Source organism: Microbacterium sp. NPDC055910, from assembly GCF_042271185.1.
In the GTDB taxonomy this organism is placed as follows: domain Bacteria; phylum Actinomycetota; class Actinomycetes; order Actinomycetales; family Microbacteriaceae; genus Microbacterium.
This window is the reverse complement of the sequence record NZ_JBHJZS010000040.1, coordinates 1-26,803: the sequence shown is the minus strand read 5'-3', so window position 1 is coordinate 26,803 and position 26,803 is coordinate 1. Positions and strand designations below refer to the sequence as shown.

Below are 26,803 nucleotides of genomic sequence, written 5' to 3'. Positions count from 1 at the left end.
GGATGCCACCACGCGGCATCCGCCCCCGCTTCTGCCCCTCCGACGACGACGACGAAGGACGATTGTGACCGCGACGGATACCACCGGAACGAGGGCCGCCGCCCCCGCTCCGGCGAGGCCACCCCGAGTGATCTCGTTCTCCCATCGGCTGAGCCGCTGGGACCTGAAGATCTCGCCCTACCTGTACATCTCGCCGTTCTTCATCATGTTCGCGATCGTCGGGCTGTTCCCGATCGCCTACACCGCCGTCATCTCGTTCATGGACTGGGATCTCGTGCGCAACTCCGGCGAGTTCGTCGGGTTCGACCAGTACGTCTGGATCCTCACGCAGCCGCACTTCTGGACGGCGATGCGCAACACGTTCAGCATCTTCCTGCTGTCCTCGATCCCGCAGCTCATCCTCGCCGTCTTCATCGCGGCCGTGCTCGATCGCAACATCCGCGCGAAGACGTTCTGGCGCATGAGCGTGCTTGTGCCTTTCGTCGTCGCCCCCGTCGCCGTCGGCCTCATCTTCAACGCGATCTTCGCCGACCAGTCGGGCCTGGCGAACTCGTGGCTCGGCACGATCGGCATCTCGGCGATCCCGTGGCACGTCGATCCGTTCTGGAGCCACGTCGCGATCGCGACGATGGTCAACTACCGCTGGACCGGCTACAACGCTCTCATCCTGCTCGCGGCGATGCAGGCCGTGAACCGCGACTACTACGAGGCGGCCACCGTCGACGGTGCCGGTCCGATCCGCCAGTTCTTCAGCATCACGCTCCCCTCGCTCAAGCCGACCCTCATCTTCGTCATCATCACGTCGACGATCGGGGGGCTGCAGATCTTCGACGAACCGCGCGTGTTCGACCAGTTCGGTCGCGGCGGAGCGGGTCAGCAGTGGCTCACGGTCACCCTGTATCTCTATGACATCGGCTGGGGGCAGTGGAACTTCGGCCGCGCGGCGGCGATGGCGTGGATCCTGTTCCTCGTCATCCTGCTCATCGGACTCGTGAACCTGCTCGTCACGCGCACCCTGCTGCGCGATGAGGGGCTGCGCTCCGAACTCACCAAACGACAACTGCGCGAACGCGCGCGAGAAGCGAAGAAGAACGTGGGGGCCCGGTCATGAGCACTCTCGGCACACCCACCCCGCTCGCCGTCGTGGAAGAGGGCATCCCGAACGCCCGCAGGCGACGCCGCGGCGCGAAGACGACGCGCATCCGCGGAGCGCGGCCGGGCTTCTGGGCGTACGCGACGCTCGGGGTCGTGTTCCTCTCGGCGATCTTCCCGCTCTACTGGTCGTTCATCATCGGCTCGGGCGACGCGACGACGCTGCGTCAGCCGTTCCCGTGGATCCCGGGCGGCAACTTCATCGACAACGCCATCTCGGTCGTCACCAATCCGGCCGTGAACTTCTGGGGCGCCCTGTGGAACTCCATCTACAGCTCGTTCCTCATCGCCGCTGCCGTCGTGATCACCTCGACCCTCGCCGGGTGGGCGTTCGCGAAGCTGCGGTTCCACGGCGGTGCGGGCCTGCTCGTCTTCGTCGTCGCGACGATGGCCGTGCCGCAGCAGCTCGGCGTCGTGCCGCTGTACATCCTGTTCTCCGAGCTCGGCTGGACGGGTGAGATCGGCGCGATCATCATCCCCGCCCTCACGAGCGCCTTCGGCGTGTTCTGGATGACGCAGTACCTGCGCCAGGCCGTGCCGAACGAGCTCATCGAGGCCGCGCGCGTCGACGGCGCGACGATGTTCCGCACATTCCTCACGGTGGGTCTGCCCGCCGCGCGCCCGGCCGCCGCGATGCTGTTCCTCTTCACCTTCGTCGGTGCGTGGAACAACTTCTTCTGGCCGTTCATCGTGCTCGACCGCCAGAACCCGACCCTGCCCGTGGCGCTGTCGCTCCTGCAGTCCAACTACTTCGTCGACTACTCCGTCGTGCTCGCCGGCGTCGTGCTCGCCACCATCCCGCTCCTGCTGCTGTTCATCTTCGCGGGCAAGCAGCTCGTGAGCGGCATCATGGCCGGCGCCGTGAAGGGATAGCCCACCGTGACCACCGCAGAAAGATTGGATCCCGTTCGCATGACCGCGTCCGCGTCTCGCCCGTTCCCGACGGACTTCTTGTTCGGAGCGGCCACCGCTGCTTACCAGATCGAGGGCGCCGCCTTCGAAGACGGCCGCCAGGCCTCGATCTGGGACACCTTCAGCCGAGTCCCCGGCGCCGTCGTCGACGCCGACAACGGCGACGTGGCGTGCGACCACTACCACCGGTACGCCGACGACGTGGCGCTCATGCAGCGCATGGGCTTGCAGACCTACCGGTTCTCGACGTCGTGGGCCCGCGTCGCCCCCGACGGTGCCACCTTCAACCCGAAGGGCCTCGATTTCTATTCGCGCCTCGTCGATGAGCTGCTCGGCGCCGGCATCCTGCCCTGGCTGACGCTCTATCACTGGGATCTGCCGCAGGCGCTGCAGGACCGCGGCGGCTGGGCCGCACGCGAGACGAGCGAGCGGTTCGTCGACTACGCGCTCGCGATGCACGACACGCTCGGCGACCGGGTCGGGGTGTGGACGACCCTCAACGAACCGTGGTGCTCGTCGTTCCTGTCGTACACGGCGGGTGCCCACGCGCCCGGGCACCGCAGCGTCGAAGAGGGACTGCTCGCCTCCCACCACCTGCTGCTCGGACACGGGCTCGCCCTTCGCGAGCTGCGCGCCCGCGACGCATCGCTCGACCTCGGCATCACGCTCAATCTCACGGTGGCGGATGCCGCTGACCCGGCCGACGCCCGTGACGTCGATGCCGCCCGTCGCATCGACGGGCAGTTCAACCGGTGGTTCCTCGACCCGATCTACCGCGGGGCGTACCCCGCCGACGTCGTCGAGGACATCCGCGCCGTCGACGCGGAGGCCGTCGCCGCGTTCGAGACAGCCGTGCGCCCCGGAGACCTCGAGGCGATCTCGAGCCCCTTCGACACGCTGGGCGTGAACTACTACCACGGCGAACTCGTGGGCGGCACGGCGGGGTCGGTGGCGGTGCCGTCCGGCAATCCCGACATCGACCGGCCCACGGCCTCCCCCTTCCCGTCGCACGACGGCATCCACTGGCATGAGCGCGCTCTGCCGCGCACGGCACAGAACTGGGAGGTCCAGCCCGAAGGGCTCACGCGCCTGCTCACCCGGGTGTGGGAGGAGTACGCGAAGGATGCCGGCACGGTGCTCTACGTGACCGAGAACGGCGCGGCCTACGACGACGAACCCGTGCGCGAGGGCGCGGCCCTGCGCGTCGCCGACGTCGAGCGCACCGAGTTCGTGCGCTCCCACCTCGCGGCGGTCCTCGATGCCGTGGATGCCGGCGCCGACGTGCGCGGCTTCTTCTACTGGTCGCTGCTGGACAACTTCGAGTGGGCGTGGGGCTACGACAAGCGGTTCGGCATCGTGCACGTCGACTACGACACGCAGGAGCGCACCATCAAGGACAGCGGCCGCGAGTACATGCGCATCATCGCCGCGCGGGCGCTGGATGCGGCGCCGGTGGCCGCGGCATCCTGATCATCGAGGAGAATCAACGGATGAGCACGGAAGCGATGCGCGGCTCGGTCACGATCGAAGAGGTCGCCGCCGCGGCGGGGGTCTCGCGGTCGACCGTGTCGCGCGTCGTGAACGGCTCGACGGCGGTGAGTCCTGAAGCACTGGATGCCGTCACCCGAGCGATCGCCGAGCTCAACTACGTGCCCAACCGGGCCGCGCGTTCACTCGCGAGCAGGCAGACGCACGCCGTCGCCCTCATCGTCCCCGAGGACACGACACGCTTCTTCGGCGACCCGTTCTTCGCCGCGATCGTGTCGGGCATCAACGCGCGACTGAGTCGTTCGGATTTCGTGCTCAACCTCTTCATCGCCAGCGACGACCCCGGCGACAAGACGACGAGCTACGTGCGCAGCGGCGCGGTGGACGGCGCCATCATCGTCTCGCACCACACGAGCGACACATTCATCGACCGCATCGCGTCGGCCGTGCCCGTCGTGTACGGCGGTCGCCCGGCGCGGGAGCGTGACCGCGACTACTACGTCGACGTCGACAACACGTCGGGGGCGCGCATCGCGACGGAGCATCTCATCGACGCCGGTCGGCGCCGGATCGCGACGATCACGGGACCGCGCACGATGCCGGCGGGGATCGACCGGCTCGACGGGTTCCTCGCGGCGCTCGCCCGTCGCGGCCTCGATCCCGTCGCCGTCGAGGACGGCAACTTCACCGCCGACGGGGGCGCGGCGGCGATGCGGCGCATCCTGTCCGCGGGTTCTGCGCCCGACGCGGTGTTCATCGCGAGCGACCTGATGGCGCGGGGCGCGCTGAGCGTGCTCGGGGCTGCCGGGCTGCGCGTGCCCGAAGACATCGCGATCGTCGGGTTCGACGATTCGCCCGTCGCGACCTCGGTCGTGCCGCAGCTCACGACGATGCGTCAGCCGTCGTTCGCGCAGGGGGAGCAGATGGCCGGCATCCTGCTCGATCTGCTCGCGGGCCGGCAGCCGCAGCACGTCACGATCCTCGAGACCGACCTCATCATCCGCGACTCCGTCTGACCTGCGGGCGCTTCAGGAGCGGGCGGGCTCCGGGGCCGTCGCGTGCAGCGCGTTGTTCCAGGGGTCGTCGAAGCTCAGCGTGCGGCCATCGTCGCGCGTCGCGACACCCGCGAACGCGAGTCGCTCCCCGAGCTCGCCCAGGGCGTCGCCGTGGGGAAGCGCCAGATCCACGCGTCCGAGGCCGAGTGCCGGCATCCGCGGACCCGCGCCGCGCGAGTTCCAGACGTTCATCGCCATGTGGTGGTGGTACCCGCCGGCGCTGACGAACAGCGCCTGGTTGCCCATCTGCGTCGTGACGTCGAACCCGAGCGCGTCGACGTAGAACGCGCGCGCCGTCGCGACATCGCCCACCGAGAGGTGCACGTGACCGATCGTCGCCGCCTGCGCGCCGGTCGAGCCGAGGGCGGCCTGCTCGGTGAGGTGCTGCTCGAGGAACGCGTTCGGATCGAGGTGCAGCGTCGCCATCTCGACCTCACCGTGCACCCACGACCACTCGCTGCGGTCGCGGTCCCAGTAGAGCTCGATGCCGTTGCCCTCGGGGTCGGTCATATAGAACGCCTGGCTGACGAGGTGGTCGGCGGAGCCGGTGAACGTGCCGGGGGCGTGCCGCGCGACGCTGTACAGCGCCGCCGCGAGGGCCTCCTGCGTCTCGAAGAGGATCGCCGTGTGGAACAGGCCCGCCGATCCCGGCGCCGCGTGGCGCAGTGCGGGGTCCCGGCGCAGCACGACGAGGGGCAGCCCGGCGCGACCGAGCGTCGCCGTCTCACCCTCGGTCGCGAGCAGCTCGAGCGTCACGACGTCGCGGTAGTACGCCGTCATCGCGTCGAGGTCGCCCACCATGAGGGTGACGGGTCCCATGGCCGTGTCCGAGGCAAGTCGTGGTGCATTCATGTGCATAGACAACCCGCATCCCCCCGTTCTCATTCCCCGCGCCCGCAATGACCGCGAGACTGCATCGGGAGGCCGAAACAGCGGGTGGAACCCACGGTCTCGCCTTCCCGTTGCAGTCTCGCGGGTGAGGGGGCGCGTGTCGAGAGCGTCAGCGGACGGGGGCGTCCTCGGGGTCGCCGCCGAGCGGGCCGACGGCCGGGATCGGGCCGCCGTCGTCGGCGCCGGTCTTGCGCCAGCGCGCGATCGCGTTGCCCAGGTGGTAGATCAGCAGCGCCGCGGCGGCACCGACCACGATCGCGCCGAGCTGGAAGTCGCCCCACTCCATCGTGAAGCCCGCGATCGCGATGACGAGCGCGACGGCACCGGTGTACTGGTTGACGGGGCGCGAGAAGTCGACGCGGTTGTCGACCCAGATCTTGATGCCGATGATGCCGATCAGGCCGTACAGCGCGGTCGTCACGCCGCCCAACACGCCGGCGGGGATCGAGTTGAACAGCGCCCCGACCTTCGGCGACATCGCGAGCAGGATCGCCACGACACCGGCGACCCAGTAGGCGGCCGTCGAGTACACGCGCGTCGCAGCCATGACGCCGATGTTCTCGCCGTACGTCGTCGTGCCCGATCCGCCGAAGAAGCCCGCGAGCGTCGTCGCGGCACCGTCGGCGATGAGCGCACGACCCGTGTGCTTGTTGACCGCCGGGGTGGTCATCGTGGCGACACCGCGCACGTGTCCGACGTTCTCGGCGATGAGCACGAGCACGACGGGCAGGAACATCGCGATGGCGCTCCATGTGCCCGGTGAGGCGAAGTCGGCGATGTGGAACTCCGGCAGACCGATCCACGCGGCTTCCTCGAGCGCCGAGAAGTCGACTTCGCCGAAGATGAGCGCCGCGACGTAGCCGACGATGACGCCGAGGAAGATCGAGATCCGCCCGAGGAACCCGCGGAACAGCACGCTGAACAGGATGACCGCGACGAGCGTGATGGTCGCCGTGCCCGGCTGCAGCTGGAAGTTCGACCACGCGACGGGGGCCAGGTTGAACCCGATGAGCGCGACGATCGCGCCCGCGACGACGGGCGGCATGAACCGATCGACCCACCCCAGGCCCGCGAACTGCACGATGAACCCGACGACCGCCAGCAGCACGCCGACGGCGACGATGCCCGCGAGCGCGGACCCCATCCCGGCCGTCGCGGTCGCCGCCGTGACCGGCGCGATGAAGGCGAACGACGAGCCCAGGTAGCTGGGCAGCTTGTTCTTCGTGATGATCAGGAACAGCAGCGTGCCGATTCCCGAGAACAGCAGTGTCGTCGGCACCGGGAAGCCGGTCAAGACGGGCACGAGGAACGTCGCCCCGAACATCGCGACGACGTGCTGCGCCCCGATCGCGATCGTCGCGGGCCAGTTCAGTCGCTCGTCGGGGGCGACGACCTTTCCGGGTTCGACGTTCCGGCCGTTGCCGTGCAGTTTCCACAGGGCCATGGGGCGCTCCTTGCGCTCGATTCGATTTTGCTCGCCTCACCTTAGCGAGCACGGCGCGGCGAGATCGGCAACCGCGCACGAGTTCGAAAGGCTGGTGGATGCCGCAGGCCTCTGCCCGCGGCATCCGAGATGTGTGACGGAGTCGATCTTGACCGAACCAGTCCCGCCCGGCACGCCGCCGGTCCCGCCGATTCCCGCCCCCGGACCCGTGGACGGCGCGGCCCTTCAGCTGAACGGACTGCACAAGCGGTTCGGCGAGAAGGTCGCCGTCGAGGGGATCACCCTCACGGTGCCGACCGGTTCGTTCTATGGCCTCGTCGGCCCCAACGGCGCGGGCAAGACCACGACCCTCTCGATGGCGACGGGCCTGCTCGTTCCCGATGCCGGGCAGGCGCTCGTGCACGGCGTCGACGTGTGGCGCGAGCCCGTGCGGGCGAAGGCGATGCTCGGCAACCTCGCCGACGGCGTCAAGCTCTTCGACCGGCTCACCGGCGAGCAGCTCGTCACCTACAACGGTCTGCTCTTCGGCCTGCCGCACGACGAGGTCGCGCGGCGCACGCACGACCTCCTCGCCCTCATGGACATGACGGATGCCGCCGGCACGATGGTCGTGGATTACTCGGCCGGCATGACCAAGAAGATCGCGCTGGCGTGCGCGCTCGTGCATGCGCCGCGACTGCTCGTGCTCGACGAGCCGTTCGAGTCGGTCGACCCGGTCTCGGCAGCCAACATCCAGGACATCCTCACCGGCTACGTGCGCTCGGGCGGCACGGTCATCGTCTCGAGCCACTCGATGGACCTCGTGCAGCGCACGTGCGACCACGTCGCGATCATCGCCGCCGGGCGTTTGCTCGTCGCCGGCACGGTCGACGAAGTGCGCGCCGGACAGTCGCTGCAGGACCGCTTCGTCGACCTCGTCGGCGGCCGTCGCCACACGGAAGGGCCCGAATGGTTGCGACACTCCTGAAGCTGCGCTTCCGGGTTCTCGGCAACCAGCTCGCCCGCAGTCCGTGGCAGCTCGTCGGGTTCATCTTCGGCGCGCTGTACGGCCTGGGGGTGCTGCTCGGTGCGATCGTCGGCCTGGTCGTGCTCGGGTTCGGACCGCTCGACCTCGCAACGAGCGTCATCGTCGGGGCGGGATCGCTCGTGACGCTCGGGTGGGTGCTGGGACCGCTCATCGTGTTCGGCGTCGACGCGACGCTCGACCCCGAACGGCTCGTCGTCTTTCCGATGTCGCTGCGGCGGATGATGGTCGCGCTGACGCTGGCCGGAGTGTGCGGCATCCCGGGGATCGTGACCTCGGTCGCCGCGCTCGGCACGTTCGCGACGTGGATCCACTGGCCCCTCGCGCTCGCCGCCGCCGTCGTGTGCGTGCCGCTGGCCGTGCTGACCGCCGTCGTCGCGTCGCGTGCGGTCGCCTCGCTCGCGTCGGGCCTGGGCGGCAGGCGCCGGCTGCGTGAGGCGTCGGGTGTGCTCGTCCTCGTTCCGCTCATGCTCGCCGGGCCGATCGTCGCGGGCGTCGCGACGGGGTTCGCGCTCAACGTCGACACGCTGCTCGTCGCGATCCGCGTACTGGGGTGGACCCCTGTCGGAGCGGCCTGGGCCGTGCCCGGCGATGTCGCGGCAGGGGACTGGCTCGCCGCCGCCGTGAAGCTCGTCATCGCTCTCGCGACGCTCGGCCTGCTGTGGGCGCTGTGGCGCTGGTCGCTCGCATCGGCTCTCGCCAACCCGCGCTCGTCGTCTGCCGCGCCTACCGCCGCGGGCAGGATCGGCCTGTTCGGACGCGTGCCGACGGGCCCTGCCGGAGCCGTCTTCGCGCGATCGCTCACCTACTGGCTGCGCGATCCGCGCTACCTGCGTCAGCTCATCGTCGTGCCGCTCGTGCCCGTGCTGCTGTGGTTCTATCTGCGTGACGGCGACGTGGCGAACGGTCTGAGCTTCGCGGCGCCCCTCATCGCGCTCGTCATCGGCATCGTCGTGTACGCGGACATCTCGTACGACGGCACGGCGTTCGGTACCGAGCTCGCCTCGGGCGTCAGCGGCCGCGCAGACCGTGCGGGGCGCATCCTCGCGGCCGCCGTCGTCGCCGTGCCGCTCGTGCTCCTCGCGGCCGTGCTGCCGTTCGTCTTCTCGGGCAACTGGGCGCAGCTGCCGGGGATCCTCGGAATGTCGCTCGGGATCCTCCTGACCGGGTACGGCGTGTGCGCCGTGACGAGCGCGCAGATCGTCGTTCCGGTCGCCGGCTCGGGGGACAACCCCTTCAAGAAGGTGCCCGGCACGACTTTCCTGCAGAGTCTCGTCTTCTTCGGGGTCTGGCTCGTGTCGATCGTGCTCGCGGCCCCGGCGATCGTCGTCGGGCTCATCGGGTTCTTCACGGACAGCGCGCTGCTCAGCTGGATCGCGGGCGTCGTGGGTGTCGTGCTCGGGGCGGTGTTCGTGGTCGTCGGCGTTCTGATCGGCGGGCGGATCCTCGACCGATCCGGCCCGGTGCTGCTCTCGCGGCTGAAGGCGATGAAGAACGCGTGACTCAGGCGCCGGTGAGGCGCTCGAGCAGTTCGCGATAGCGGGCGGACGTGCGCTCGGCGATCTCGGCGGGAAGCGCGGGGGGCTCACCCGTCTTGCCCTCCCCACGCCCACTCGACGCATCGCTTGCGCGCTGCGCCGAGCCTCCGGGCGCGTGGGCCCAGTTCGCGGCGAGCCAGTCGCGCACGATCTGCTTGTCGAAGCTCGCCATGCGCTCGGCCGGAGTCGCGCCGTTGGCCCACGCCGCGGCATCCCAGTACCGAGACGAGTCGCTCGTGAGCACCTCGTCGGCGAGGGTCATGACGCCGTCACCGTCGAGGCCGAACTCGAACTTCGTGTCGGCGAGGATGAGCCCGCGCTCCTCGGCCGTGCGCGCGGCGCGTTCGTAGATCTCGAGTGACAGGTCGCGCAGCAGTTCGGCGCGCTCGTTGCCGACGAGCTGGACGGTCTGCTCGAACGAGATGTTCTCGTCGTGCTCGCCCAGCGGCGCCTTGTAGGCGGGGGTGAAGATGGGTGCGGGCAGACGGTCGCCGTTGGACAGGCCGTCGGGCAGGCGGATGCCGCAGACCGTGCCGCTTTCGACGTACTCGGCCCAGCCCGACCCGGTCAGGTAGCCGCGCACGACGCATTCGATCGGCTGCATGTCGAGGTTCTTGACGATCATGGACCGGCCGGCGACGGCCTCGGGGATGAGGTCGAGCGCCGTGTCATCGGCAGCGAGCACATGGGACGCCGCGAGATGATTCGGGATGCTACGACCCCCGTCGGCCCCGGCGAGCATGTCGAACCACCACAGGCTGAGGGTCGTGAGCAGCACCCCCTTGTCAGGGATGCCGGGCGAGAGCACGTGGTCGAACGCGCTGACGCGATCGCTCGCGACCACCAGCATTCGCCCCTCGGACGCCGTCGGCGAGTCGGGTTCGTACAGGTCGCGCACCTTGCCCGAGTACACGTGGTGCCAGCCGGGCAGATCGAGGGGCTTCGTCACGCGCCCATTATCCCGGACGCGGTGCAACGGCCAGACCCGGATGCCACGGAGTCAGAGGGATCCCAAGCGTGCTCGGCCGGCGAACGCGATGCCTGGACCGGGTCGATCAAACCTCCAGCAACCCCGTTGGATGTCTGCCTCCGCTTGGGCAACATGGCTCTCAAGGAGAGCCAGCGGGGTCGAGTCGTATCGTCCCAGGTGAACCCGGTGGTCACCAAGTCTAGCTAAGTCCGACTAACCTGGATAAGGTGGAGCGCATGGCGCAGGTGAACATTCACGAAGCGAAGTCGCAGCTGTCGGCGTTGATCGTGCGCGTGCTCGCGGGGGAGGAGATCACGATCGCTCGAGCCGGCACCCCTGTCGTCGACATCGTTCCGCATCGCGAGGTCCGCATCGTCTTCGGGCTCGGCGCCAGCGAGGCCGAGCACGACCCGCAGCTGTTCGACGGGATCGACGCCGAGATCTCCGACATGTTCTACCGGGTCGACGCGTGATCCTGCTCGATACCAACGCGTTGCTCTGGCTCTACCGCGACAGCGCTGACCTCGGCCCGCAGAGCCGCAGCCGGATCGCGACGGCCCCGCGGGTGCACTACTCCTCGGCGACGGTCATGGAGATCACGATCAAGCACATGCTGGGTCGGCTTCCTCCGCCCGGCGGGGAGAGCTTTCCTGGCGTCTTCGCCAAGTCCGGACTCACCGAGCTGCCGTTCACCGCCGACCACGCGGCGGCGATGGCGCGGTTCCCCGCGCTGGCGCGTCACGACCCCTTCGATCGGATGCTGCTCGCCCAGGCATCGAGCGAGTCGTTCGAGCTGCTGACGTCCGACGCGGTGCTGCTCGGGCTGGGTGCGTCGTGGATCCACGACGCACGGCGCTGAGTCGCGGCATCCCTCAGCCGAGACCCCCAGGCTCAGCGTTCGACGACGCGGGCGGCGATGTCGGTGCGGTGCTGACCGCCCTCGAGGGCGATCTCGCCGAGCGCCCGGTAGGCGCGGTCGCGGGCCTCGGCGAACGACGTTCCCACCCCGACGACGTTGAGCACGCGCCCACCCGTCGCGGCGAGAGCGCCGTCGCGCTCGGCGGTCGCGGCGTGCGCGAGGTGCACCCCGTCGACGGCGGCCGCCGCGTCGAGGCCGGTCAGCCTGCGACCGGTCACGGGTGCCTGCGGGTAGCCCTCGCTCGCGAGCACGACGGTCACCGCGACCTCGTCGGCGAATGCCGGTCGTGGCTGATCCTCGAGATGACCGGATGCCGCGGCCAGCAGCAGCTCCGAGAGCGGGTCGACCAGGCGCGGCAGCACGACCTGGGTCTCGGGGTCGCCGAAGCGCGCGTTGAACTCGATGACCTTGACGCCCTGCTCGGTCAGGATGAGTCCGGCGTAGAGCAGGCCGATGAAGGGGGTGCCCTCGGCATCGAGCTGGTGGATGACGGGCTCGGCGACCTGGGCCGTGACGAGGTCGACGAATGCCTCTTCGCTGCCGAAACCGTCGGCGAGCCAGGGCAGTGGGGAGTACGCGCCCATGCCGCCCGTGTTGGGCCCGGTGTCGCCGTCGCCGAGGCGCTTGAAGTCCTGCGCGGGGCTCAGCGGCAGCACGTGGTCGCCGTCGCTCAGGAAGAACAGCGACACTTCGGGGCCCGCGAGGAACTCCTCGACGAGCACGGCGCCGTCGGCGAGATACGCATCCGCGTGAGCGAGGGCTGCGTCGCGGTCCGACGTCACGATGACGCCCTTGCCGGCGGCGAGCCCGTCGGCCTTCACGACGTGCGGAGCACCGTACAGATCGAGCGCGGTCTCGACCTCGGCGCGCGTGCGCGCACGGGTCGCGCCGCCGGTCGGCACTCCCGCCGCTTCCATGACCCGCTTCGCGAACGACTTCGACCCTTCGAGCTGTGCGGCCGCCTTGCCGGGGCCGAACACGGGGATGCCGCGCTCGCGCAGCGCGTCGGCGACCCCCGCGATGAGCGGGGCCTCGGGGCCGATCACGACGAGGTCGATCGCGTTCTCGTTCGCGAACGACGTGACGGCAGCGGGGTCGTTGGCGTCGAGGTCGGCGATCGACGCGTCGCGCGCGATGCCGGCGTTGCCGGGGGCGGCGAAGATCTCGTGCGAGGCCTCCTCCGAACGCAGCGCGAGGATGATGGCGTGCTCGCGCGCGCCCGAACCGAGGACCAGGACTCTCACGCGCCCAGCCTACCGAGGCCCGCCGGGACGGGTCGTGTGCACAACTCCTCACGTACCAGGGCCGACGCGGCGTTCGAGGGCCTGGGCGCGCGTTCTTGAGGAGTTGTGCACGGCGTAGCGTGGAGCCATGGCCCGCAAGATCTCGACCGACGACGGCCGTGCCGCGCTCGCGTCTGTCCGCGCCGCCGACAGCCCCGCCCGCACCGATCTCGCCACGGCCGTGCGCTATCTGCTGCAGCTGCTCGCCGAGAAGGCGCCCGGCCACACCGTCGAGGTGCGCGTGCCGCCGTTCGGTGCCGTGCAGGTGCTCGAGGGGCCGCGGCACACGCGGGGCACTCCGCCGAACGTCGTCGAGACCGACCCGGCGACCTGGATCGCGGTCGCCCTCGGCGACGAGCTGTGGTCGGATGCCGCGACCGCGGGCCGCATCGTCGCCTCCGGCACGCGCGCCGATGTCTCCGACCTCCTGCCGTTGCGGCCCTGACGGGCGCACCGACTCCACACCGACGGGCACCGACCACACCTCGACAGGCACCGGCTCCGGTCCGACCGCGCACCGGCCCGGACCGGCTCGATCGACCGCCCCGTCAGCGCCGTGGCATGACGACGGGCGTGCCCGTCACCGGATGCCGGAACACGTCCACCGGCTGCGCGTAGACCTCTTCGATGCGCTCCGCCGTGAGGACCTCGGCGGGATCCCCGGATGCGACGACAGACCCCGCCGACAGCAGCGTCACGCGATCAGCGGACGACAGCGCCGCGTTGAGGTCGTGCAACACGACGGCGACGGCGGCTCCCTCACGCGCCCGGCGCCGCGCGACGGCGAGCACGTCCTCCTGGTGCTTGAGGTCCAAAGCCGCGGTCGGTTCGTCCAGCAGCAGGATGCCGGTGCGCTGGGCGAGCACGCGCGCCAGAGCGACGCGGGCGCGCTCTCCTCCCGAGAGCGACGGCATCGTGCGGGCGACGAGCTGCGTGATGTCGGTGTCCTGCAGGGCGCGGCGGATCGCGTCGTCGTCCTCGTCCTCGTGGGGCGTGCGCGCCCACGGCGCCCGCCCCATCTCGACGACCTCGGCGACGGTGAACGGGAAGGTCACGGTGTTCTGCTGCAGCAGAACACCGCGCAGCCGTGCGAGCTCGCGCCCCGGGTACTCCCGCAGGGGCCGCCCGTCGAGCAGGGCCTCGCCGTGCGTCGCCGTCGTGTCCCCGGCGATGACGCCGAACAGGGTCGATTTGCCGGCTCCGTTGGGGCCGACGAGGGCGTGCACTTCACCGTCGTGCACTTCGACCGACGCGTCCGAAAGGATCGCGCGGCGCGACCCGTCGGGGATGACGGTGACGGAGCGGGCTTCGAGGCGGACGGTCATCCCCAGCCCCCTGCCCGGCGGCGCGTGCGCACGAGCAGCCAGAGGAAGAACGGGCCGCCGACGAGCGAGGTGAGCATGCCGATCGGCAGGTCGGCGAGGGGCACGGCGGTGCGCGCGATGAGGTCGGCGATCGCGATGAGCAGCGCTCCTCCGATCGCGCTGGTGATGACCAGCGGCAGGTGCGCGGGTCCGATCGCCATGCGCATGAGGTGCGGGATGACGAGCCCGACGAACGCGATGATCCCGGCGAAGGCGACCGCGGCGCACACGAGCAGGGCGACCGTCACGATCACGACGATGCGCAGCAGTTCGACCCGCACCCCGAGGTGACGCGCGGTGCGCTCGCCCAATGCGAACAGGTCGAGCCGGCGCGCGACGACGAGGGCCGCGATCGTGCCGATGAGAAGCAGCGGCGCGACGAGTGCGATGTTCTGCCACAGGGCGCCGTTGAGGCTGCCCAACTGCCAGAACACGATCTGCTCGCGCGTCGCGTTCGTGCCGAGGAAGGTCATGAAGGCCAGCCCCGCCCCCGCGATCGCGTTGACGGCGATGCCCGTGAGCAGCAGCGTGACGACCTCGGTGCGTCCCCCCGACCGGCTCACGAAGTACACCGCGAAGACGGCGGCGAGCCCGCCGACGAACGCGAGGCCGGGTGTCGACCAGCCGCCCAGCGCCGTGACGCCGAACGTGATGCTCGCCGCAGCCCCGAGAGCGGCTCCCGACGAGACGCCGACGACGGCCGCGTCGGCGAGCGGGTTGCCGAAGATCGCCTGCATGAGCACGCCCGAGACGGCCAGGGCAGCGCCGACCAGAAGGCCCAGCACGACCCGCGGCATCCGGATGTCCATCACGACGCCGCTGGCCGTCGGCGCGTCAGGCGCGAGCCCGGTGTCTATTCCGATGGCCTGCAGCAGGATGCCGAGCACTTCGGCCGGCGGCAGCGGATACTGGCCGATGCCGAGCGACACGAGCGCGGTCGCGACGAGCGCGACGGACATCACGATCGTCAGCACGACGAAGCGCGGCGTACGATCCCGGGTCGGTGTCGGGACGACGACTTCGCTCGTCATGCGCCCGGGCCGGACGCGGCGGGGGGCGCGTAGAGCGCTCGCGCGAGCGCGCGGACGATGTCGGGAGAGCGGGGCCCGTAGCTGAGGATCGCGGTGTCGGCCATGTCGATGACACGACGGTTGGCCCCGGCGGGAGTCTGCCCCACGGCGGGGATCACCTCGATGAGTCCGTCGACACCGCCCACCGACGACAGGCCGTCGGTCATCATGACGATGACATCGGGCTGCGCCGCCACGAGCGCCTCGGCCGTCATGGGCTTCATGCCCTCCCAGCCGATCTCACCGGCGACGTCGATGCCGCCGACCGCCTCGATGAGCGAATCCGCACCCGAGTCGCGACCGAAGATGTAGTAGATGTTCGCATTGCCGCGGGCATAGAGGAACAGCATCCGGACACGATCGGATGCCGCGGCCGGAGCGACGTCGGTCGCTTCTGCCCGGGCGTCCGCGATCTCGGTCTCGAGCTGCGTGCGGAACGCGTCGCCGCGCTGATCGACGCCGAGCGCGTGGGCGATCTCGTCGACGAGGTCACCCACGGTCTCGAGGTTGTGCTCGGACGAGATGACGACGACGGCGATGCCCACGTCGCGCAGCTGCTGGCGCACCTCCTTCGGGCCGATCGAGGTGTCGGTCAGCACGACGGTGGGGGCGATCTCGAGAATCGCCTCGGCGTTGAGGGTGTGGCCCGACTTCGTCACGACGGGCAGCTCCTCGGTGCCCGGAAAGTCGGTCGACGTGTCGCGGCCGACGACGTTGTCGCCGAGCCCGAGGGCGAACACGGTCGCTGCGATCGTGCCCGAGATGTCGACGGGAAGGATTCGGGACACATCGGTCACCTCGACCTCGCGGCCTTCGGCATCGGTCAGCGTCACCGGGAGCGCGGGAGCAGAAGTGTCGGCGACGGGCTCGATGGCGAGCGAGGGGATGCACGCCGTCGAGGGCCCTTCGACCGCGCGCGGCTCGGTGACAGGCTCGAGATCGCTCAGGGCGACGACGGCGTCGGGACAGTTCGCATCGACCGGTTCGGGCGAGGTTGCGCCTGCGGCCGAGCATCCGCTCAGCAGCAGTGCAGCCGCGGCCACCAGGGCGAGGAGACGGGTGCGATGCATGAGGTAAGCCTTACTTAAACTTGACGGAGGCCAGAGGGCTGCCTTACGGTCGACTCAAGTTTAGGTAAGCCACACCTAATTGCCGAATCCCCACCCGTATGCACAGACGCACCGGCCGCGCTGCGCGCGCGTCGGCAGAGCCGGAGACACCGTGTCCTCACAGCCCGTCCTCGATCGCGGCAAGACCGTGATCGCGACGCTTCTCGCCCTCTTCCTCGTGATCGCCGGTGCGATCAGCGCCCCGGCCGCCTTCGCCGCCGGCCCCGCGCTCTCCGCCGACGCGGCGCCCCGCGAGGGGGGCACGGTCACCGTGACGGGTTCCGGATTCGCCGGCGCTGCGCCGGGCGTGTACATCGGCGTCGGGCCCGTCGGCCTGCCGGGGTTCTACCCGGGCAGCGCGCAGATCACCGATGTGGTCTGGGTCGGCGTCGGGAATGTCGACGGCGCGGGCGGCGGGCAGCGCACGGCGCCGATGACGGCCGACGGGTCCTTCCAGGTGCAGTTGACCGTGCCCGCGCACGCCGAGGGCGCGCAGTACGCCGTCTACGCGTCGAAGGCGCACGGGCAGGGTATGACCGATCCGAGCCAGAACGCGACGCTCGCCCTCGATTGGCAGCCGCTCCCGGATCCCGAGCCGACCCCGGATCCCGAGCCGACCCCGGACCCCGAGCCGACACCGGATCCCGAGCCGACCGACCCCACAGACCCGACCGATCCGGCCGACCCCGCCCCGGTCCCTTCCGTGTCGGTGTCGAAGACGTCGGCTCTCAATCCTGCCGGTGAGACGGTGACGGTCACGGGTACCGGGTTCGTTCCGGATGCGCCGGGCACGACGGGCACGCGTCCGCCGCTGGCGGGTACCTTCGCCGGCGCGTATGCCGTGTTCGGCGCGTTCGCTGATGCGTGGCGTCCGTCCGAGTCGGCGCCCGCGTCCGCGCGCACCGTCTTCGAGCAGCGCTGGGGTGTGGCTGCGGCCGACTTCGGTGGCGCGGTCAACGCCGGCAACGGCGGGTTCGTGATCGCGGCGGACGGTTCGTTCGAGATCGAGCTGACGGTCGCCGAGGCCGATGATCTGGTTTCGGGCAACTACGGCATCTACACGTACTCGGGTTCCGGGGCCAAACACGCCCCGTTCGAGACCTACACGCCGATCGCCTTCGCCGAGCCCGCACCTTCCGTGTCGGTGTCGAAGACGTCTGCTCTCGATCCTGCCGGTGAGACGGTGACGGTCACGGGTGCCGGGTTCGTTCCAGATGCGCCGGGCACGACGGGCACGCGTCCGCCGCTGGCGGGTACGTTCGCCGGCGCGTATGTCGTGTTCGGCGCGTTCGCTGATGCGTGGCGTCCGTCCGAGTCGGCGCCCGCGTCCGCGCGCACCGTCTTCGAGCAGCGCTGGGGTGTGGCTGCGGCCGACTTCGGTGGTGCGGTCAACGCCGGCAACGGGGGGTTCGTGATCGCGGCGGATGGTTCGTTCGAGATCGAGCTGACGGTCGCCGAGGCCGATGACCTGGTTTCGGGCAACTATGGCATCTACACGTACTCGGGTTCCGGGGCCAAACACGCCCCGTTCGAGACCTACACGCCGATCGCCTTCGCCACCCCGTCGGGCCCGTCCGTCGATGTCTCGGTGACGGCGGCGTCGCAGACGAAGGGCGCGACGGTGCGCGTGCAGGCGTCGAAGCTCGGATCGGTGTCCGGCGTGTACGCCGCGATCATCGAGAAGGGCACCGAGGCTCAGCTCGACGCCGAGGGCGGCTATGTCGCCTTCGCGCTGCCGTTCCCGACCGTGACCGACGGTGAGACGAGCTTCACGCTCGTCGCCCCGACGGCGAAGCTCGATCGCTCCCAGCGCTACGAGGTGATCCTGTGGAAGCAGCATGCGGCACCGGATGCCGACACGATCTTCGCGCGCGCCGACGTGCCGATCACCGATGCGCAGTGGACCGCGCTCTTCCCCGGCACGACCCCGCCGGCGCCGGTCGACCCCGCTGAACCCGTGGTGCCGGTGGCGCCCGGCATCCCCGTGGCATCCGGATCGCTCAGCTGGGCGCTCTCGTCGAGCTTCACGAACTACATCACGACCCTCGCGAAGGGCAGCATCGCCGTGAGCGGCGGCGCGACACGCGCGAACGGACTGTTCCAGTTCGGGCAGGCCGCGGGCGCGACCTTCGATGCGGCAGCGGGCACGGGCTCGGTCTCGTACCTCGGAGCGGTCCGGTTCATGGCCCACGCCGGCGTGCTCGACGTCACGGTAGCGAACCCGCAGATCCGGGCGACGTCTCCCACGTCCGCGGCGCTGTACGTCGCCTCCGCCGGGTCGCAGGTGCACTTCGCGAACATCAACCTCGGCGCTGCGGCCAAGACAACCTCGAACGGGGCCGTCACCTTCACCGGCGCGCCCGTGTCGCTCACGAACGCGGGGCTCAACCGGGTGCTCAACGGCTACTCGACGTCGCTCGACCCGATCACCTTCACGGTCGGTGCGGCGGGCTTCGCGCCGGGCGGGTCGTCGGGCACCGTGGCGGCTGCTCCTGCCGGCGCGCGCACCGAGCTTCCCGCGACGCCGCCGGCGACCGAGGGCATCCAGCTCGACGATGCGACGCGCGCCGCGCTCGAAGCCGGCGAGTCGGTCGAGATCTCGGCATCCGGCTTCCAGCCGAACGAACGCGGCATCCGCGTCGTCGTGTACTCGACCCCCGTCCTGCTCGGTGAAGTGACCGCGGATGCCGCGGGCACCGCGACGTGGCGGGGATCGCTGCCGGCGACCCTCGCCGACGGGGAGCACACGCTGACCTTCCAGGGGTCGGTCGATCGGGGAGTCCGCTTCACGCTCGCACGCGAAGCGGAGGCCCTCGCGGGCTGCGTCGTGACGGGGGCGAGCGTGAACTGGGGCTTCCGCGAGGGATTCCGCACCTACATCGAGGGCATCGGCAAGGGCGGCTGGGATGTCACCGGCGTCGAGTACGTGTACCCCGAATTCGTCTGGTCGGAGGGCACCGGCACGGTCGACCTCGAAGCAGGCACGGGACTCGTCGCGTTCGAGGGCAGCGTGCGGTTCTACGGCCACGACGGCGTGCTCGACACGACGCTCGACAACGCGCGCATCGAGCTCGCGGGCGATGTCGGCTACCTCGTGTTCGACGTGCTCGGAACGACCCAGGCGGGCGACGCCGTCGCCGACGAGGGCGTGCGATTCGTCGAGTTCGCGCTGCCCGACCTCGAGATCGTTTCGGGCGCCCTCGTGCTCGAAGATCTCGCCTCCACACTGACCGATGCGGGTTCCGTCGCCTTCGGCACGTATCCGGCGGGCGAGCAGATGGACCCCGTGTCGGCGGTCATCCCGGTCGCGGCGGACTGCGGCGAACCCGCCGTCGCCGTCACCGAGGACGCACCCGTCGCCGCCGCGGCGCAGCCCGAAGCCGCCGAGCCCGAAGAGGCCGCGTCGGTGTGGCCGTGGGCGATCGGCGGCATCGCCCTGGTCGTCGTGATCGGCGCGGTCGTGTGGATCTTCGCGGCTCGTCGCCGCGCCGCCTGACGCTCTGAGCGAGAACAGCGCCCCCGGATGGCCTCCGAGGGCGCTGTTCTCGTCCGAGGTGGGACAATGGGGGAATGGCCGACATGGCACAGACCCCCGAACAGCCCGACCACGCGGCATCCGCTCCTCGCATCGATGATCGTCGCGAGGTCGTGCGCGTGCGCCGCGCCCCCAAGATCTCGGTCTTCCTGCTGGCCGGCGCCGCGGTCGGCATCGTCGTCGCGCTGATCCTGACATACGCGTTCCAGGGATCGCTCGATGTGAGCCGCTACACCGGAATCGTGTACTCGCAGGGCCAGGTCTTCGGGTTCCTCGTTCTCGGCTGCATCCCGATCGGCATCGTGCTCGGAGCCCTCGTCGCGCTCATCCTCGACCGCCGGTCGCGCAAGCGCATCCATGACGTGACGATCGACCACGAATCGGTCCGCGAAGACTGAGTCAGGCGAGCTCGGCGATGATCGGGTGGATCGCCGAGTCGAATGCCGCGATGTCGCCGCGCAGCCCGTCGGTGACGGCGACCGTCAGGGCGCCGATCCACCACACTCCGCGCTGAGTCAGCGGCAGCACCTGCACGTTGAGCTCGAACGAGTGCGCCCGGCGCCCGACCCGGCGTTCGTGCTCGGCGATCGCGCTCGCGTACGCGCGGTAGCTGCTGCCGCTGCCCGTCGCGGCGCGGTAGCGCGCATGCGCCTCGTGCGCGAACGCGAGCGCGCCCGATGCGTACGGAACGATCGCGGCGCGCAGCTCGTCGGCGTCATCGGGCAGGGCGAGCAGGGTGCCGAAGCCCTCCACGAGCTCGAGCGGTCCGGGCGCGGGATTCGCCAGGGGCTCGACCGTCATGTTCCAGTAGGCCCGCCAGGGCGTCTCGAGCACGTCGAGTTCGGCGGCCTCCGGCTCACTCGTGCGAGGAGGGATGCCGCGCAGCGGCGGCAGTTCGTCGGGATAGCGGATGCCGAGCATCTGCCGCAGGTACAGCGCGACGAGCACCGCCTCGCCCGCATCCTCGCGGACAAGCCACTCCGGAGTGCCCGCGCCGCCCATGCCGCCATTGTAGGACGCACCCCCCACCGCACCGCCGCGAGGCGGGCGCTCCGCGTCGCGGTAGGCTGGGTGCTGTGGCGTCCTCCCCCACCTCTTCCCCGAACCCCTACGCCGAAGCCGGTGTCGATACGGCTGCCGGCGACCTCGCCGTCGAACTGATGAAGTCCGCCGTGCGGCAGACGCACGGGCCCGAGGTTCTGGGCGGCGTCGGCGGATTCGCCGGGCTCTTCGACGCGGCTGCGCTCAAGAGCTACGACAAACCCCTGCTCGCGACGAGCACCGACGGCGTCGGCACGAAGGTCGCGATCGCGCAGGCCATCGACAAGCACGACACGATCGGCCTCGATCTGGTCGGCATGGTCGTCGACGACATCGTCGTGGTGGGCGCAAAGCCCCTCTTCATGACCGACTACATCGCGTGCGGCAAGGTCGTGCCCGAGCGCATCGCCGACATCGTGCGCGGCATCGCGGCCGGCTGCGCCGAGACGGGCACCGCCCTCGTCGGCGGCGAGACCGCCGAGCATCCCGGACTCCTCGGCCCGAACGACTACGACGTCGCGGGCGCCGCGACGGGCGTCGTCGAGGCCGATCGTGTCCTGGGCGCCGAGAACGTGCGCGACGGCGACGTCGTGCTCGCCCTCGCGTCGAGCGGTCTGCATGCGAACGGCTATTCGCTCGTTCGGCACATCGTGGCCCGCGCCGGCATCCAGTACGGCGACAACGCCGACGACTTCGGCACGACGTGGGGCGAGGCCCTGCTCGAGCCCACCCGCCTGTATACGCGGCCGCTGCTGCGCCTGACCGAGACGTTCGACGGCGTCCACGCGCTCAGCCACGTCACCGGCGGCGGCATCGCCGCGAACCTCGCACGCGTGCTGCCCCCCGGCACGTGGGTCGAGGTCGACCGGTCGACCTGGTCGCCGTCGCCGGTCTTCCGCGTGCTCGCCGACCTCGGCGGCCTGTCGCTCGAGAGCACCGAGGGCACGTGGAACCTCGGCATCGGGTTCGTCGCCGTCGTCGCGAGCGACGTCGCCGAAGCCGCGGCATCCGCTCTCTCGCAGCAGGGGATCGCGACGTGGCCCGTCGGCACGGTGCGCACGGGCACGCGACCCGCGGGCGAGTTCGACCAGGGCGCCAAGGGCGTCGACGGCGGAGCGGTGCGCCTCGTCGGAAGCTACAGCCAGACCAGTGGAGCGTAACGACCCCCTATGTGCGGAATCGTCGGCATGATGGGGCGCGGCCCCGTCAATCAGGAGATCTACGACGCGCTGCTTCTGCTGCAGCATCGAGGTCAGGACTCGACCGGCATCGCCACGGCAGAGCCCAGCGGCACCTTCCATGTGCACAAGGAGCGCGGTCAGGTGCGCGAGGCGTTCCGCACGCGCGACATGCGGGCCCTTTTGGGCAATCTCGGCCTCGGCCACGTGCGCTACGCGACGAAGGGTCAGGCGGGAAGCGAAGAAGAGGCCCAGCCCTTCTACGTCAACGCGCCCTACGGCATCGTGCTCGTGCACAACGGCAACCTGACGAACACGCGCGAGCTCACCGAAGAGCTGTTCCGCAAGGACCGTCGCCATCTCAACACGACGAGCGACACCGAGCTGCTCGTCAACGTGCTCGCCAATGAGCTGCAGTCCGTCATCTCGGGCGTCGAGCTCGAGCCCGCGCAGATCTTCGCCGCGGTTCGGCGCCTGCATGAGCGCGTCGAGGGCTCGTACGCGGCGATCGCTCTGATCGCGGGATATGGACTGCTCGCGTTCCGCGATCCGTTCGGCATCCGCCCGCTCATCCTCGGTACGCGCCAGGCCGCCGACGGCTCGTACGAATGGGTCGTCTCGAGCGAGTCCCTCGTGCTCGAGAACGCCGGCTTCGAGGTCGTGCGCGACGTGCTCCCGGGCGAAGCGGTCTTCGTCGACCTCGACGGCAACCTGCACACGCAGCAGTGCGCACGCGACTCGCAGCTCGTGCCGTGCTCGTTCGAATACGTCTATCTCGCGCGCCCCGACTCGATCATGAACGGCATCTCGGTATACGAGGCGCGTCTGCGCATGGGTGACCGCCTCGCCGACACGATCGCCAAGCACACGCCGATGGAGGCCATCGACGTCGTCATGCCGATCCCCGAGTCCTCGCGCCCCGCCGCCATGCAGGTCGCGCGCAAGCTGGGCATCGAGTACCGCGAGGGTTTCTACAAGAACCGCTACATCGGCCGGACGTTCATCATGCCCGGTCAGGCTGTCCGCAAGAAGAGCGTGCGGCAGAAGCTCAACGCGATGTCGAGCGAGTTCAAGGGCAAGAACGTGCTGCTGATCGACGATTCGATCGTGCGCGGCACGACCTCGAAGGAGATCATCCAGATGGCCCGGGATGCCGGGGCCAAGACGGTGACCTTCGCTTCGGCGGCGCCCCCCGTGCGCTACCCGCACGTGTACGGCATCAACATGCCCTCGCGGCACGAACTCGTCGCCCACGGCCGGACGATCCCCGAGATCGCCGAAGAACTCGGCGCGGACTACATGGTCTTCCAGGAGGTCGAGGACCTCAAGGCCGCGATCCTCGAGGGATCCGACGTCGACGACCTCGACATGAGCTGCTTCGACGGCCGCTACGTCACCGGCACGGTGTCCGAGGAGTACCTCGCCTGGGTGGAAGGCTCGCAGGAGAGCTGACCGTGGGCACCGCCGCAGACCTGCTGAATCTCGACGATGAGTTCACCGCCGCCGAGCTCGAGACGCGCGCGAGGGTGCGGGAGTTCGTCGACCGGCGCATCCGGCCGAACATCGCGCGATGGTACGACGAGGCGGTCTTCCCCGTCGAGCTCGTTCCCGACATGGCCGAGCTCGGCCTGCTCGGCATGCACCTCGACGGCTACGGGGGTGCGGGCCGTTCGGCGACCGAGTACGGAATCGCGATGCAGGAGCTCGAGGCCGGGGATTCCGGCATCCGCACCTTCGTCTCGGTGCAGGGCTCGCTCGCGATGTCGGCGATCCACAAGCACGGCTCCGCCGAGCAGAAGGCGACGTGGCTGCCGCCCATGGCGCGCGGTGAGGTTCTCGGCTGCTTCGCCCTGACCGAGCCGACCGCGGGCTCCGACCCCGGCACGATGCAGACGTTCGCGCGGCGCGACGGTGACGGCTGGGTGCTCAACGGCGCCAAGCGCTGGATCGGGCTCGCCTCGATCGCGCACGTCGCCGTCGTCTGGGCGCAGACCGACGAGGGGGTGCGCGGATTCCTCGTGCCGACCGACACCCCGGGCTACCGCGCGACGCCGATCGAGCGCAAGCTGTCGATGCGGGCCTCGCTGCAGTGCGACGTCGCGTTCGATGACGTGCGCCTTCCCGCCGAGGCCCTGCTTCCGGACGCGGTCGGCCTGAAGGGCCCGTTCTCGTGCTTGAACGAAGCCCGGTACGGCATCGCGTGGGGCGCCGTGGGTGCGGCGCGGGACAGCTTCGACCAGGCACTCGCGTACGCGCAGACCCGGATGCAGTTCGGCAAGCCGCTGGCGGCGTTCCAGCTCACGCAGCAGAAGCTCGTGAACTGGGCTCTGGAGATCCAGAAGGCGCAACTGCTCGCGCTGCGACTGGGGCGATTGAAGGATGCCGGAAAGCTCGAGCACCACATGATCTCGGTCGCGAAGCTGAACAACACGCGCATCGCGATCGACATCGCGCGCGATGCGCGCACGGTGCTCGGCGGGAACGGCATCACGCTGGACTACTCCCCGCTGCGGCACGCCAACAACCTCGAGTCGGTGCGCACGTACGAGGGCACCGACGAAGTGCACACGCTCATCCTGGGTCAGCACATCACCGGTCACGCCGCGTTCCGCGGGTGACGAGCGGGCGCCCGGGCCGTCCTAAGCTTGCGGGGTGACATCGGCCCCCTCCCGCTCGCTCTGGCGGGGTCGGGCGATCGCCCTCATCGGGATCGTGCTGTTCGCGTTCTCGCTGCGCACCGCCGTGGCATCCCTCTCGCCCCTGCTCGCGAAGATCGGCGAGGACTTCACGGTGCCCGCCGCCGTGGTCGGTCTCATCGGCACGGCGCCGCCGGTCTGCTACGCCGTGTTCGGCATCGTCACGCCGCTCTTCGAGCGCCGTTACGGGCTCGAGCGCACGGGACTGGCGGCGATGGTCGTCGTGGCCGTCGGTCTCGTCCTGCGCGGCTTCGCCGTCGACGCCACGACCCTGCTGCTCGCGACGGCGCTCATCTTCGCCGCCGTCGGCGTCGGGAACGTGCTGCTGCCGCCGCTGGTGAAGAAGTACTTTCCCGACCGCATCGGCCTCGTGACGTCGGTGTACTCCACGATGCTCGCGATCGCGACGTTCACGCCGCCGCTCATCGCCGTTCCGGTGGCCGATGCCGCATCCTGGCGGCTGTCGATCGGCGTCTGGGCGGTCTTCGCCGCGATCGCGATGATCCCCTGGGTCATCCTCGTCGTGCGGAGTCGGCGCGCGGGTGCGGCCGCCGACGACATCGAGACGGCGAACCCGCGCGTCTTCGGCCGGCTGTGGCGGCTTCCGCTGGTGTGGGCGCTCGTCGTCACGTTCACCGCCTCCGCCGTCGTCGCCTACGTCTTCTTCGCGTGGTACCCGCAGGTGCTCATCGACATCGCGGGACTCTCACCGGCCGAGGCCGGCGCGATGCTCGCACTGTTCGCCTCGATCGGGATGCCGTGCTCGCTGCTCGTGCCCATGCTCGTCGTGCGCTTCCACGCGACGCGTGCGCTGTTCGCCGTCGCCGTCGTGACGGGCCTCGGCGGGATCGCGGGGCTGCTCGTCGCGCCGTCGCTCGCCCCCGCCGTGTGGACCGTGCTGCTCGGCGTCGCCTCGCTGCTGTTCCCGCTCAGTCTCGTGCTGCTCGGGATCCGGACGCGCACGCACGAGGGCGCCGTGGCCTTGAGCGGGTTCGTGCAGAGCATCGGCTACGGCATCGCGGCGGTCTTCCCGCTCGCGTTCGGGCTGCTGCACGACGCGACGGCGTCGTGCAGCAGCCGCTCGTGCTGATCGGCGTCACGCTGCTCGCGCTGATCCCCGCGGGGGTCGTCGCAGCACGCTCCCAGACGGTCGAAGACGCCTGGGAGCAGCGGCACGGAGCCTGGTGACCCGTCGGGTCAGGCCGTTGTGCCGTACGAGAACGAGTCTTCGTCCTCGTCTTCGTCCTCGGTGGCCCACTTGTCGACGTATTCGTCGTCCGTGGACGGGTGAGCAAGCTCACGCTCGAGCGCCGCATAATTCACGCTCGGGCTGAACGACTTCAGTTCGCGAGCGATCTTTGTGTGCTTCGCCTTCTGACGGCCACGCCCCATGCGAGACCCCCTCACTTCTGAGCCGCGGACATTGCGCGGGCCCGACGCATTCACGATCCGGCATGTCGGCCGGGAAGAGTAGCATTCAGAATAACACGCAAGCCCAAGACCCCGGCGGTTCGTGAGCTGCTCGGGCAGCCCGAGAGGCGGAGGACGTATGGCCGACGACGAAGTCCGACCTGCTGACGCGAGCAGCGACGACGCCTTCCGAGGTGCTGTGCTGGCCGGGATCATCCCCGACCAGTCCCCTCGGGTCCTGCGGGAAGCGGCTCGCTATGCGCGGATGCTGGGGGCTCCGCTGATCGTCGTGCACGTCGACGTGACGCGCTTCGTGACCTACGAAGACCCCGATGGCTACGTGCACTCCGCGCCCATCGACATCGACATCTCGGCGGGCGAGGGTGCGCTCGAGAGCGTTCGCGCCGCGGCATCCGCTGTTCTCGAGGGCGCCGGGCTGCAGTGGAGCGTGCGGCAGCTCGTGGGCGACCCCGCCCTCGCGATCAAGCACCTCGCCAACCTGGTCGACGCGAAGCTCATCGTCGTGGGCACCCGCAAGCGGGGCATGGGCGAGTCGATCCGAGAGTTCTTCACGGGCTCGGTCGCGGCGCGCCTGTCGCACCGCCAGCATCGTCCCCTGCTCGTCGTGCCGCTGGGCGACCCCGTCCCCGACGACGAGGACATCTGGCCCGCTTGACCGCGAGACTGCAACGGCGGGCCGAGACTGCGGGTGAACCCCGCAGTC

25 protein-coding genes are annotated in these 26,803 nt (G+C 70.0%); 16 read left to right on the top strand and 9 right to left on the bottom strand.

All coding sequences use genetic code 11. The features are described from left to right. Positions 1 to 64: 64 nt before the first annotated feature. The 4 genes from ACFC3F_RS13620 to ACFC3F_RS13605 are packed head-to-tail and all read left to right on the top strand — an operon-like array spanning position 65 to position 4,568. Complete coding sequence (locus ACFC3F_RS13620; protein ID WP_376130724.1) at positions 65 to 1,111, top strand: carbohydrate ABC transporter permease; 1,047 nt, start codon at positions 65 to 67, stop codon at positions 1,109 to 1,111. After that, positions 1,108 to 2,025 carry a carbohydrate ABC transporter permease gene (locus tag ACFC3F_RS13615; RefSeq protein ID WP_376130721.1) on the top strand — a complete coding sequence of 306 codons (918 nt, stop codon included), beginning with the start codon at positions 1,108 to 1,110 and terminating at the stop codon, positions 2,023 to 2,025. The genes ACFC3F_RS13620 and ACFC3F_RS13615 overlap by 4 nt, the downstream gene beginning before the upstream one ends. Before the next feature lie 39 nt (positions 2,026 to 2,064). Next, entirely contained in the window at positions 2,065 to 3,534 is a 1,470-nt protein-coding gene (locus ACFC3F_RS13610) for a GH1 family beta-glucosidase (RefSeq protein ID WP_376130718.1), read from the top strand. Between the two features lie 20 nt (positions 3,535 to 3,554). Beyond that, complete coding sequence (locus ACFC3F_RS13605) at positions 3,555 to 4,568, top strand: LacI family DNA-binding transcriptional regulator (RefSeq protein WP_376130716.1); 1,014 nt, start codon at positions 3,555 to 3,557, stop codon at positions 4,566 to 4,568. Positions 4,569 to 4,580: 12 nt separating this feature from the next. On the opposite strand, the gene ACFC3F_RS13600 is transcribed toward ACFC3F_RS13605, so the two are convergent. Beyond that, complete coding sequence (locus ACFC3F_RS13600) at positions 4,581 to 5,426, bottom strand: VOC family protein (RefSeq protein ID WP_376130713.1); 846 nt, start codon at positions 5,424 to 5,426, stop codon at positions 4,581 to 4,583. A 181-nt stretch (positions 5,427 to 5,607) separates the two neighbouring features. Next, positions 5,608 to 6,942 carry a uracil-xanthine permease family protein gene (locus ACFC3F_RS13595; RefSeq protein ID WP_376130710.1) on the bottom strand — a complete coding sequence of 445 codons (1,335 nt, stop codon included), beginning with the start codon at positions 6,940 to 6,942 and terminating at the stop codon, positions 5,608 to 5,610. Positions 6,943 to 7,090: 148 nt separating this feature from the next. Between ACFC3F_RS13595 and ACFC3F_RS13590 the strand changes: the two genes are divergently transcribed. Both ACFC3F_RS13590 and ACFC3F_RS13585 read left to right on the top strand, forming a co-directional pair. After that, on the top strand, positions 7,091 to 7,909 hold the full coding sequence (locus ACFC3F_RS13590) for an ABC transporter ATP-binding protein (RefSeq protein ID WP_376130707.1): 819 nt from the start codon (positions 7,091 to 7,093) through the stop codon (positions 7,907 to 7,909). Further along, complete coding sequence (locus ACFC3F_RS13585) at positions 7,891 to 9,468, top strand: hypothetical protein (protein WP_376130704.1); 1,578 nt, start codon at positions 7,891 to 7,893, stop codon at positions 9,466 to 9,468. Before ACFC3F_RS13590 ends, ACFC3F_RS13585 begins: the two co-directional genes overlap by 19 nt. Position 9,469: 1 nt before the next feature. On the opposite strand, the gene ACFC3F_RS13580 is transcribed toward ACFC3F_RS13585, so the two are convergent. Next, on the bottom strand, positions 9,470 to 10,453 hold the full coding sequence (locus ACFC3F_RS13580; RefSeq protein WP_376130701.1) for a phosphoribosylaminoimidazolesuccinocarboxamide synthase: 984 nt from the start codon (positions 10,451 to 10,453) through the stop codon (positions 9,470 to 9,472). Between the two features lie 257 nt (positions 10,454 to 10,710). Here ACFC3F_RS13580 and ACFC3F_RS13575 point away from each other — a divergent pair, with 257 nt between their 5' ends. Next, complete coding sequence (locus ACFC3F_RS13575) at positions 10,711 to 10,947, top strand: type II toxin-antitoxin system Phd/YefM family antitoxin (RefSeq protein WP_376130698.1); 237 nt, start codon at positions 10,711 to 10,713, stop codon at positions 10,945 to 10,947. Continuing rightward, on the top strand, positions 10,944 to 11,333 hold the full coding sequence (locus tag ACFC3F_RS13570) for a type II toxin-antitoxin system VapC family toxin (protein ID WP_376130695.1): 390 nt from the start codon (positions 10,944 to 10,946) through the stop codon (positions 11,331 to 11,333). The genes ACFC3F_RS13575 and ACFC3F_RS13570 overlap by 4 nt, the downstream gene beginning before the upstream one ends. 32 nt (positions 11,334 to 11,365) lie before the next feature. On the opposite strand, the gene purD is transcribed toward ACFC3F_RS13570, so the two are convergent. Then, a complete protein-coding gene (gene purD / locus ACFC3F_RS13565; protein ID WP_376130692.1) occupies positions 11,366 to 12,637 on the bottom strand; it encodes a phosphoribosylamine--glycine ligase in 1,272 nt (423 codons plus the stop codon). 127 nt (positions 12,638 to 12,764) lie between these two features. Here purD and ACFC3F_RS13560 point away from each other — a divergent pair, with 127 nt between their 5' ends. Next, entirely contained in the window at positions 12,765 to 13,121 is a 357-nt protein-coding gene (locus ACFC3F_RS13560; protein WP_376130689.1) for a sterol carrier family protein, read from the top strand. Between the two features lie 103 nt (positions 13,122 to 13,224). On the opposite strand, the gene ACFC3F_RS13555 is transcribed toward ACFC3F_RS13560, so the two are convergent. The 3 genes from ACFC3F_RS13555 to ACFC3F_RS13545 are packed head-to-tail and all read right to left on the bottom strand — an operon-like array spanning position 13,225 to position 16,180. Then, a complete protein-coding gene (locus tag ACFC3F_RS13555; protein ID WP_376130686.1) occupies positions 13,225 to 14,001 on the bottom strand; it encodes a heme ABC transporter ATP-binding protein in 777 nt (258 codons plus the stop codon). Beyond that, positions 13,998 to 15,071 (bottom strand): FecCD family ABC transporter permease, encoded by a 1,074-nt coding sequence (locus ACFC3F_RS13550; protein WP_376130683.1) that lies wholly within the window; start codon positions 15,069 to 15,071, stop codon positions 13,998 to 14,000. The genes ACFC3F_RS13555 and ACFC3F_RS13550 overlap by 4 nt, the downstream gene beginning before the upstream one ends. Continuing rightward, positions 15,068 to 16,180 (bottom strand): hemin ABC transporter substrate-binding protein, encoded by a 1,113-nt coding sequence (locus tag ACFC3F_RS13545; RefSeq protein WP_376130680.1) that lies wholly within the window; start codon positions 16,178 to 16,180, stop codon positions 15,068 to 15,070. The genes ACFC3F_RS13550 and ACFC3F_RS13545 overlap by 4 nt, the downstream gene beginning before the upstream one ends. A 151-nt stretch (positions 16,181 to 16,331) precedes the next feature. Between ACFC3F_RS13545 and ACFC3F_RS13540 the strand changes: the two genes are divergently transcribed. Beyond that, positions 16,332 to 19,715: an HtaA domain-containing protein gene (locus ACFC3F_RS13540; protein ID WP_376130677.1), complete on the top strand. Its 3,384-nt coding sequence runs from the start codon at positions 16,332 to 16,334 to the stop codon at positions 19,713 to 19,715. A gap of 74 nt (positions 19,716 to 19,789) precedes the next feature. Next, complete coding sequence (locus ACFC3F_RS13535) at positions 19,790 to 20,152, top strand: potassium transporter Trk (protein WP_376130674.1); 363 nt, start codon at positions 19,790 to 19,792, stop codon at positions 20,150 to 20,152. A gap of 1 nt (position 20,153) precedes the next feature. Here ACFC3F_RS13535 and ACFC3F_RS13530 read toward each other — a convergent pair whose 3' ends face one another. Then, positions 20,154 to 20,756: a zinc-binding alcohol dehydrogenase gene (locus tag ACFC3F_RS13530; RefSeq protein WP_376130671.1), complete on the bottom strand. Its 603-nt coding sequence runs from the start codon at positions 20,754 to 20,756 to the stop codon at positions 20,154 to 20,156. Positions 20,757 to 20,830: 74 nt separating this feature from the next. Between ACFC3F_RS13530 and purM the strand changes: the two genes are divergently transcribed. The 4 genes from purM to ACFC3F_RS13510 are packed head-to-tail and all read left to right on the top strand — an operon-like array spanning position 20,831 to position 25,759. Then, entirely contained in the window at positions 20,831 to 21,955 is a 1,125-nt protein-coding gene (gene purM / locus ACFC3F_RS13525; RefSeq protein ID WP_376130669.1) for a phosphoribosylformylglycinamidine cyclo-ligase, read from the top strand. A 9-nt stretch (positions 21,956 to 21,964) separates the two neighbouring features. Further along, entirely contained in the window at positions 21,965 to 23,425 is a 1,461-nt protein-coding gene (gene purF, locus ACFC3F_RS13520; protein WP_376130666.1) for an amidophosphoribosyltransferase, read from the top strand. A 2-nt stretch (positions 23,426 to 23,427) separates the two neighbouring features. Continuing rightward, the gene (locus tag ACFC3F_RS13515; protein ID WP_376130663.1) at positions 23,428 to 24,591 is read left to right on the top strand and encodes an acyl-CoA dehydrogenase family protein; all 1,164 of its coding nucleotides are present in this window, start codon (positions 23,428 to 23,430) and stop codon (positions 24,589 to 24,591) included. A gap of 34 nt (positions 24,592 to 24,625) precedes the next feature. Beyond that, a complete protein-coding gene (locus ACFC3F_RS13510) occupies positions 24,626 to 25,759 on the top strand; it encodes a CynX/NimT family MFS transporter (protein ID WP_376130660.1) in 1,134 nt (377 codons plus the stop codon). 107 nt (positions 25,760 to 25,866) lie between these two features. Here ACFC3F_RS13510 and ACFC3F_RS13505 read toward each other — a convergent pair whose 3' ends face one another. After that, positions 25,867 to 26,061, bottom strand: coding sequence for a DUF3073 domain-containing protein (locus tag ACFC3F_RS13505; RefSeq protein ID WP_376130657.1), 195 nt, complete (start codon positions 26,059 to 26,061; stop codon positions 25,867 to 25,869). A gap of 157 nt (positions 26,062 to 26,218) precedes the next feature. Between ACFC3F_RS13505 and ACFC3F_RS13500 the strand changes: the two genes are divergently transcribed. Then, positions 26,219 to 26,755 (top strand): universal stress protein, encoded by a 537-nt coding sequence (locus ACFC3F_RS13500; protein WP_376130654.1) that lies wholly within the window; start codon positions 26,219 to 26,221, stop codon positions 26,753 to 26,755. Positions 26,756 to 26,803: the final 48 nt, after the last annotated feature.

What these genes read in the sequence shown, in the direction of transcription:
- ACFC3F_RS13615 (WP_376130721.1), top strand. Translation starts at nt 1,108, where the DNA reads ATGAGCACTCTCGGCACACCCACCCCGCTCGCCGTCGTGGAAGAGGGC.
- ACFC3F_RS13610 (WP_376130718.1), top strand. Translation starts at nt 2,065, where the DNA reads ATGACCGCGTCCGCGTCTCGCCCGTTCCCGACGGACTTCTTGTTCGGA.
- ACFC3F_RS13605 (WP_376130716.1), top strand. Translation starts at nt 3,555, where the DNA reads ATGAGCACGGAAGCGATGCGCGGCTCGGTCACGATCGAAGAGGTCGCC.
- ACFC3F_RS13600 (WP_376130713.1), bottom strand. Translation starts at nt 5,426, where the DNA reads ATGGGACCCGTCACCCTCATGGTGGGCGACCTCGACGCGATGACGGCG.
- ACFC3F_RS13595 (WP_376130710.1), bottom strand. Translation starts at nt 6,942, where the DNA reads ATGGCCCTGTGGAAACTGCACGGCAACGGCCGGAACGTCGAACCCGGA.
- ACFC3F_RS13585 (WP_376130704.1), top strand. Translation starts at nt 7,891, where the DNA reads ATGGTTGCGACACTCCTGAAGCTGCGCTTCCGGGTTCTCGGCAACCAG.
- ACFC3F_RS13575 (WP_376130698.1), top strand. Translation starts at nt 10,711, where the DNA reads ATGGCGCAGGTGAACATTCACGAAGCGAAGTCGCAGCTGTCGGCGTTG.
- ACFC3F_RS13560 (WP_376130689.1), top strand. Translation starts at nt 12,765, where the DNA reads ATGGCCCGCAAGATCTCGACCGACGACGGCCGTGCCGCGCTCGCGTCT.
- ACFC3F_RS13555 (WP_376130686.1), bottom strand. Translation starts at nt 14,001, where the DNA reads ATGACCGTCCGCCTCGAAGCCCGCTCCGTCACCGTCATCCCCGACGGG.
- ACFC3F_RS13550 (WP_376130683.1), bottom strand. Translation starts at nt 15,071, where the DNA reads ATGACGAGCGAAGTCGTCGTCCCGACACCGACCCGGGATCGTACGCCG.
- ACFC3F_RS13545 (WP_376130680.1), bottom strand. Translation starts at nt 16,180, where the DNA reads ATGCATCGCACCCGTCTCCTCGCCCTGGTGGCCGCGGCTGCACTGCTG.
- ACFC3F_RS13535 (WP_376130674.1), top strand. Translation starts at nt 19,790, where the DNA reads ATGGCCGACATGGCACAGACCCCCGAACAGCCCGACCACGCGGCATCC.
- ACFC3F_RS13530 (WP_376130671.1), bottom strand. Translation starts at nt 20,756, where the DNA reads ATGGGCGGCGCGGGCACTCCGGAGTGGCTTGTCCGCGAGGATGCGGGC.
- purF (WP_376130666.1), top strand. Translation starts at nt 21,965, where the DNA reads ATGTGCGGAATCGTCGGCATGATGGGGCGCGGCCCCGTCAATCAGGAG.
- ACFC3F_RS13505 (WP_376130657.1), bottom strand. Translation starts at nt 26,061, where the DNA reads ATGGGGCGTGGCCGTCAGAAGGCGAAGCACACAAAGATCGCTCGCGAA.
- ACFC3F_RS13500 (WP_376130654.1), top strand. Translation starts at nt 26,219, where the DNA reads ATGGCCGACGACGAAGTCCGACCTGCTGACGCGAGCAGCGACGACGCC.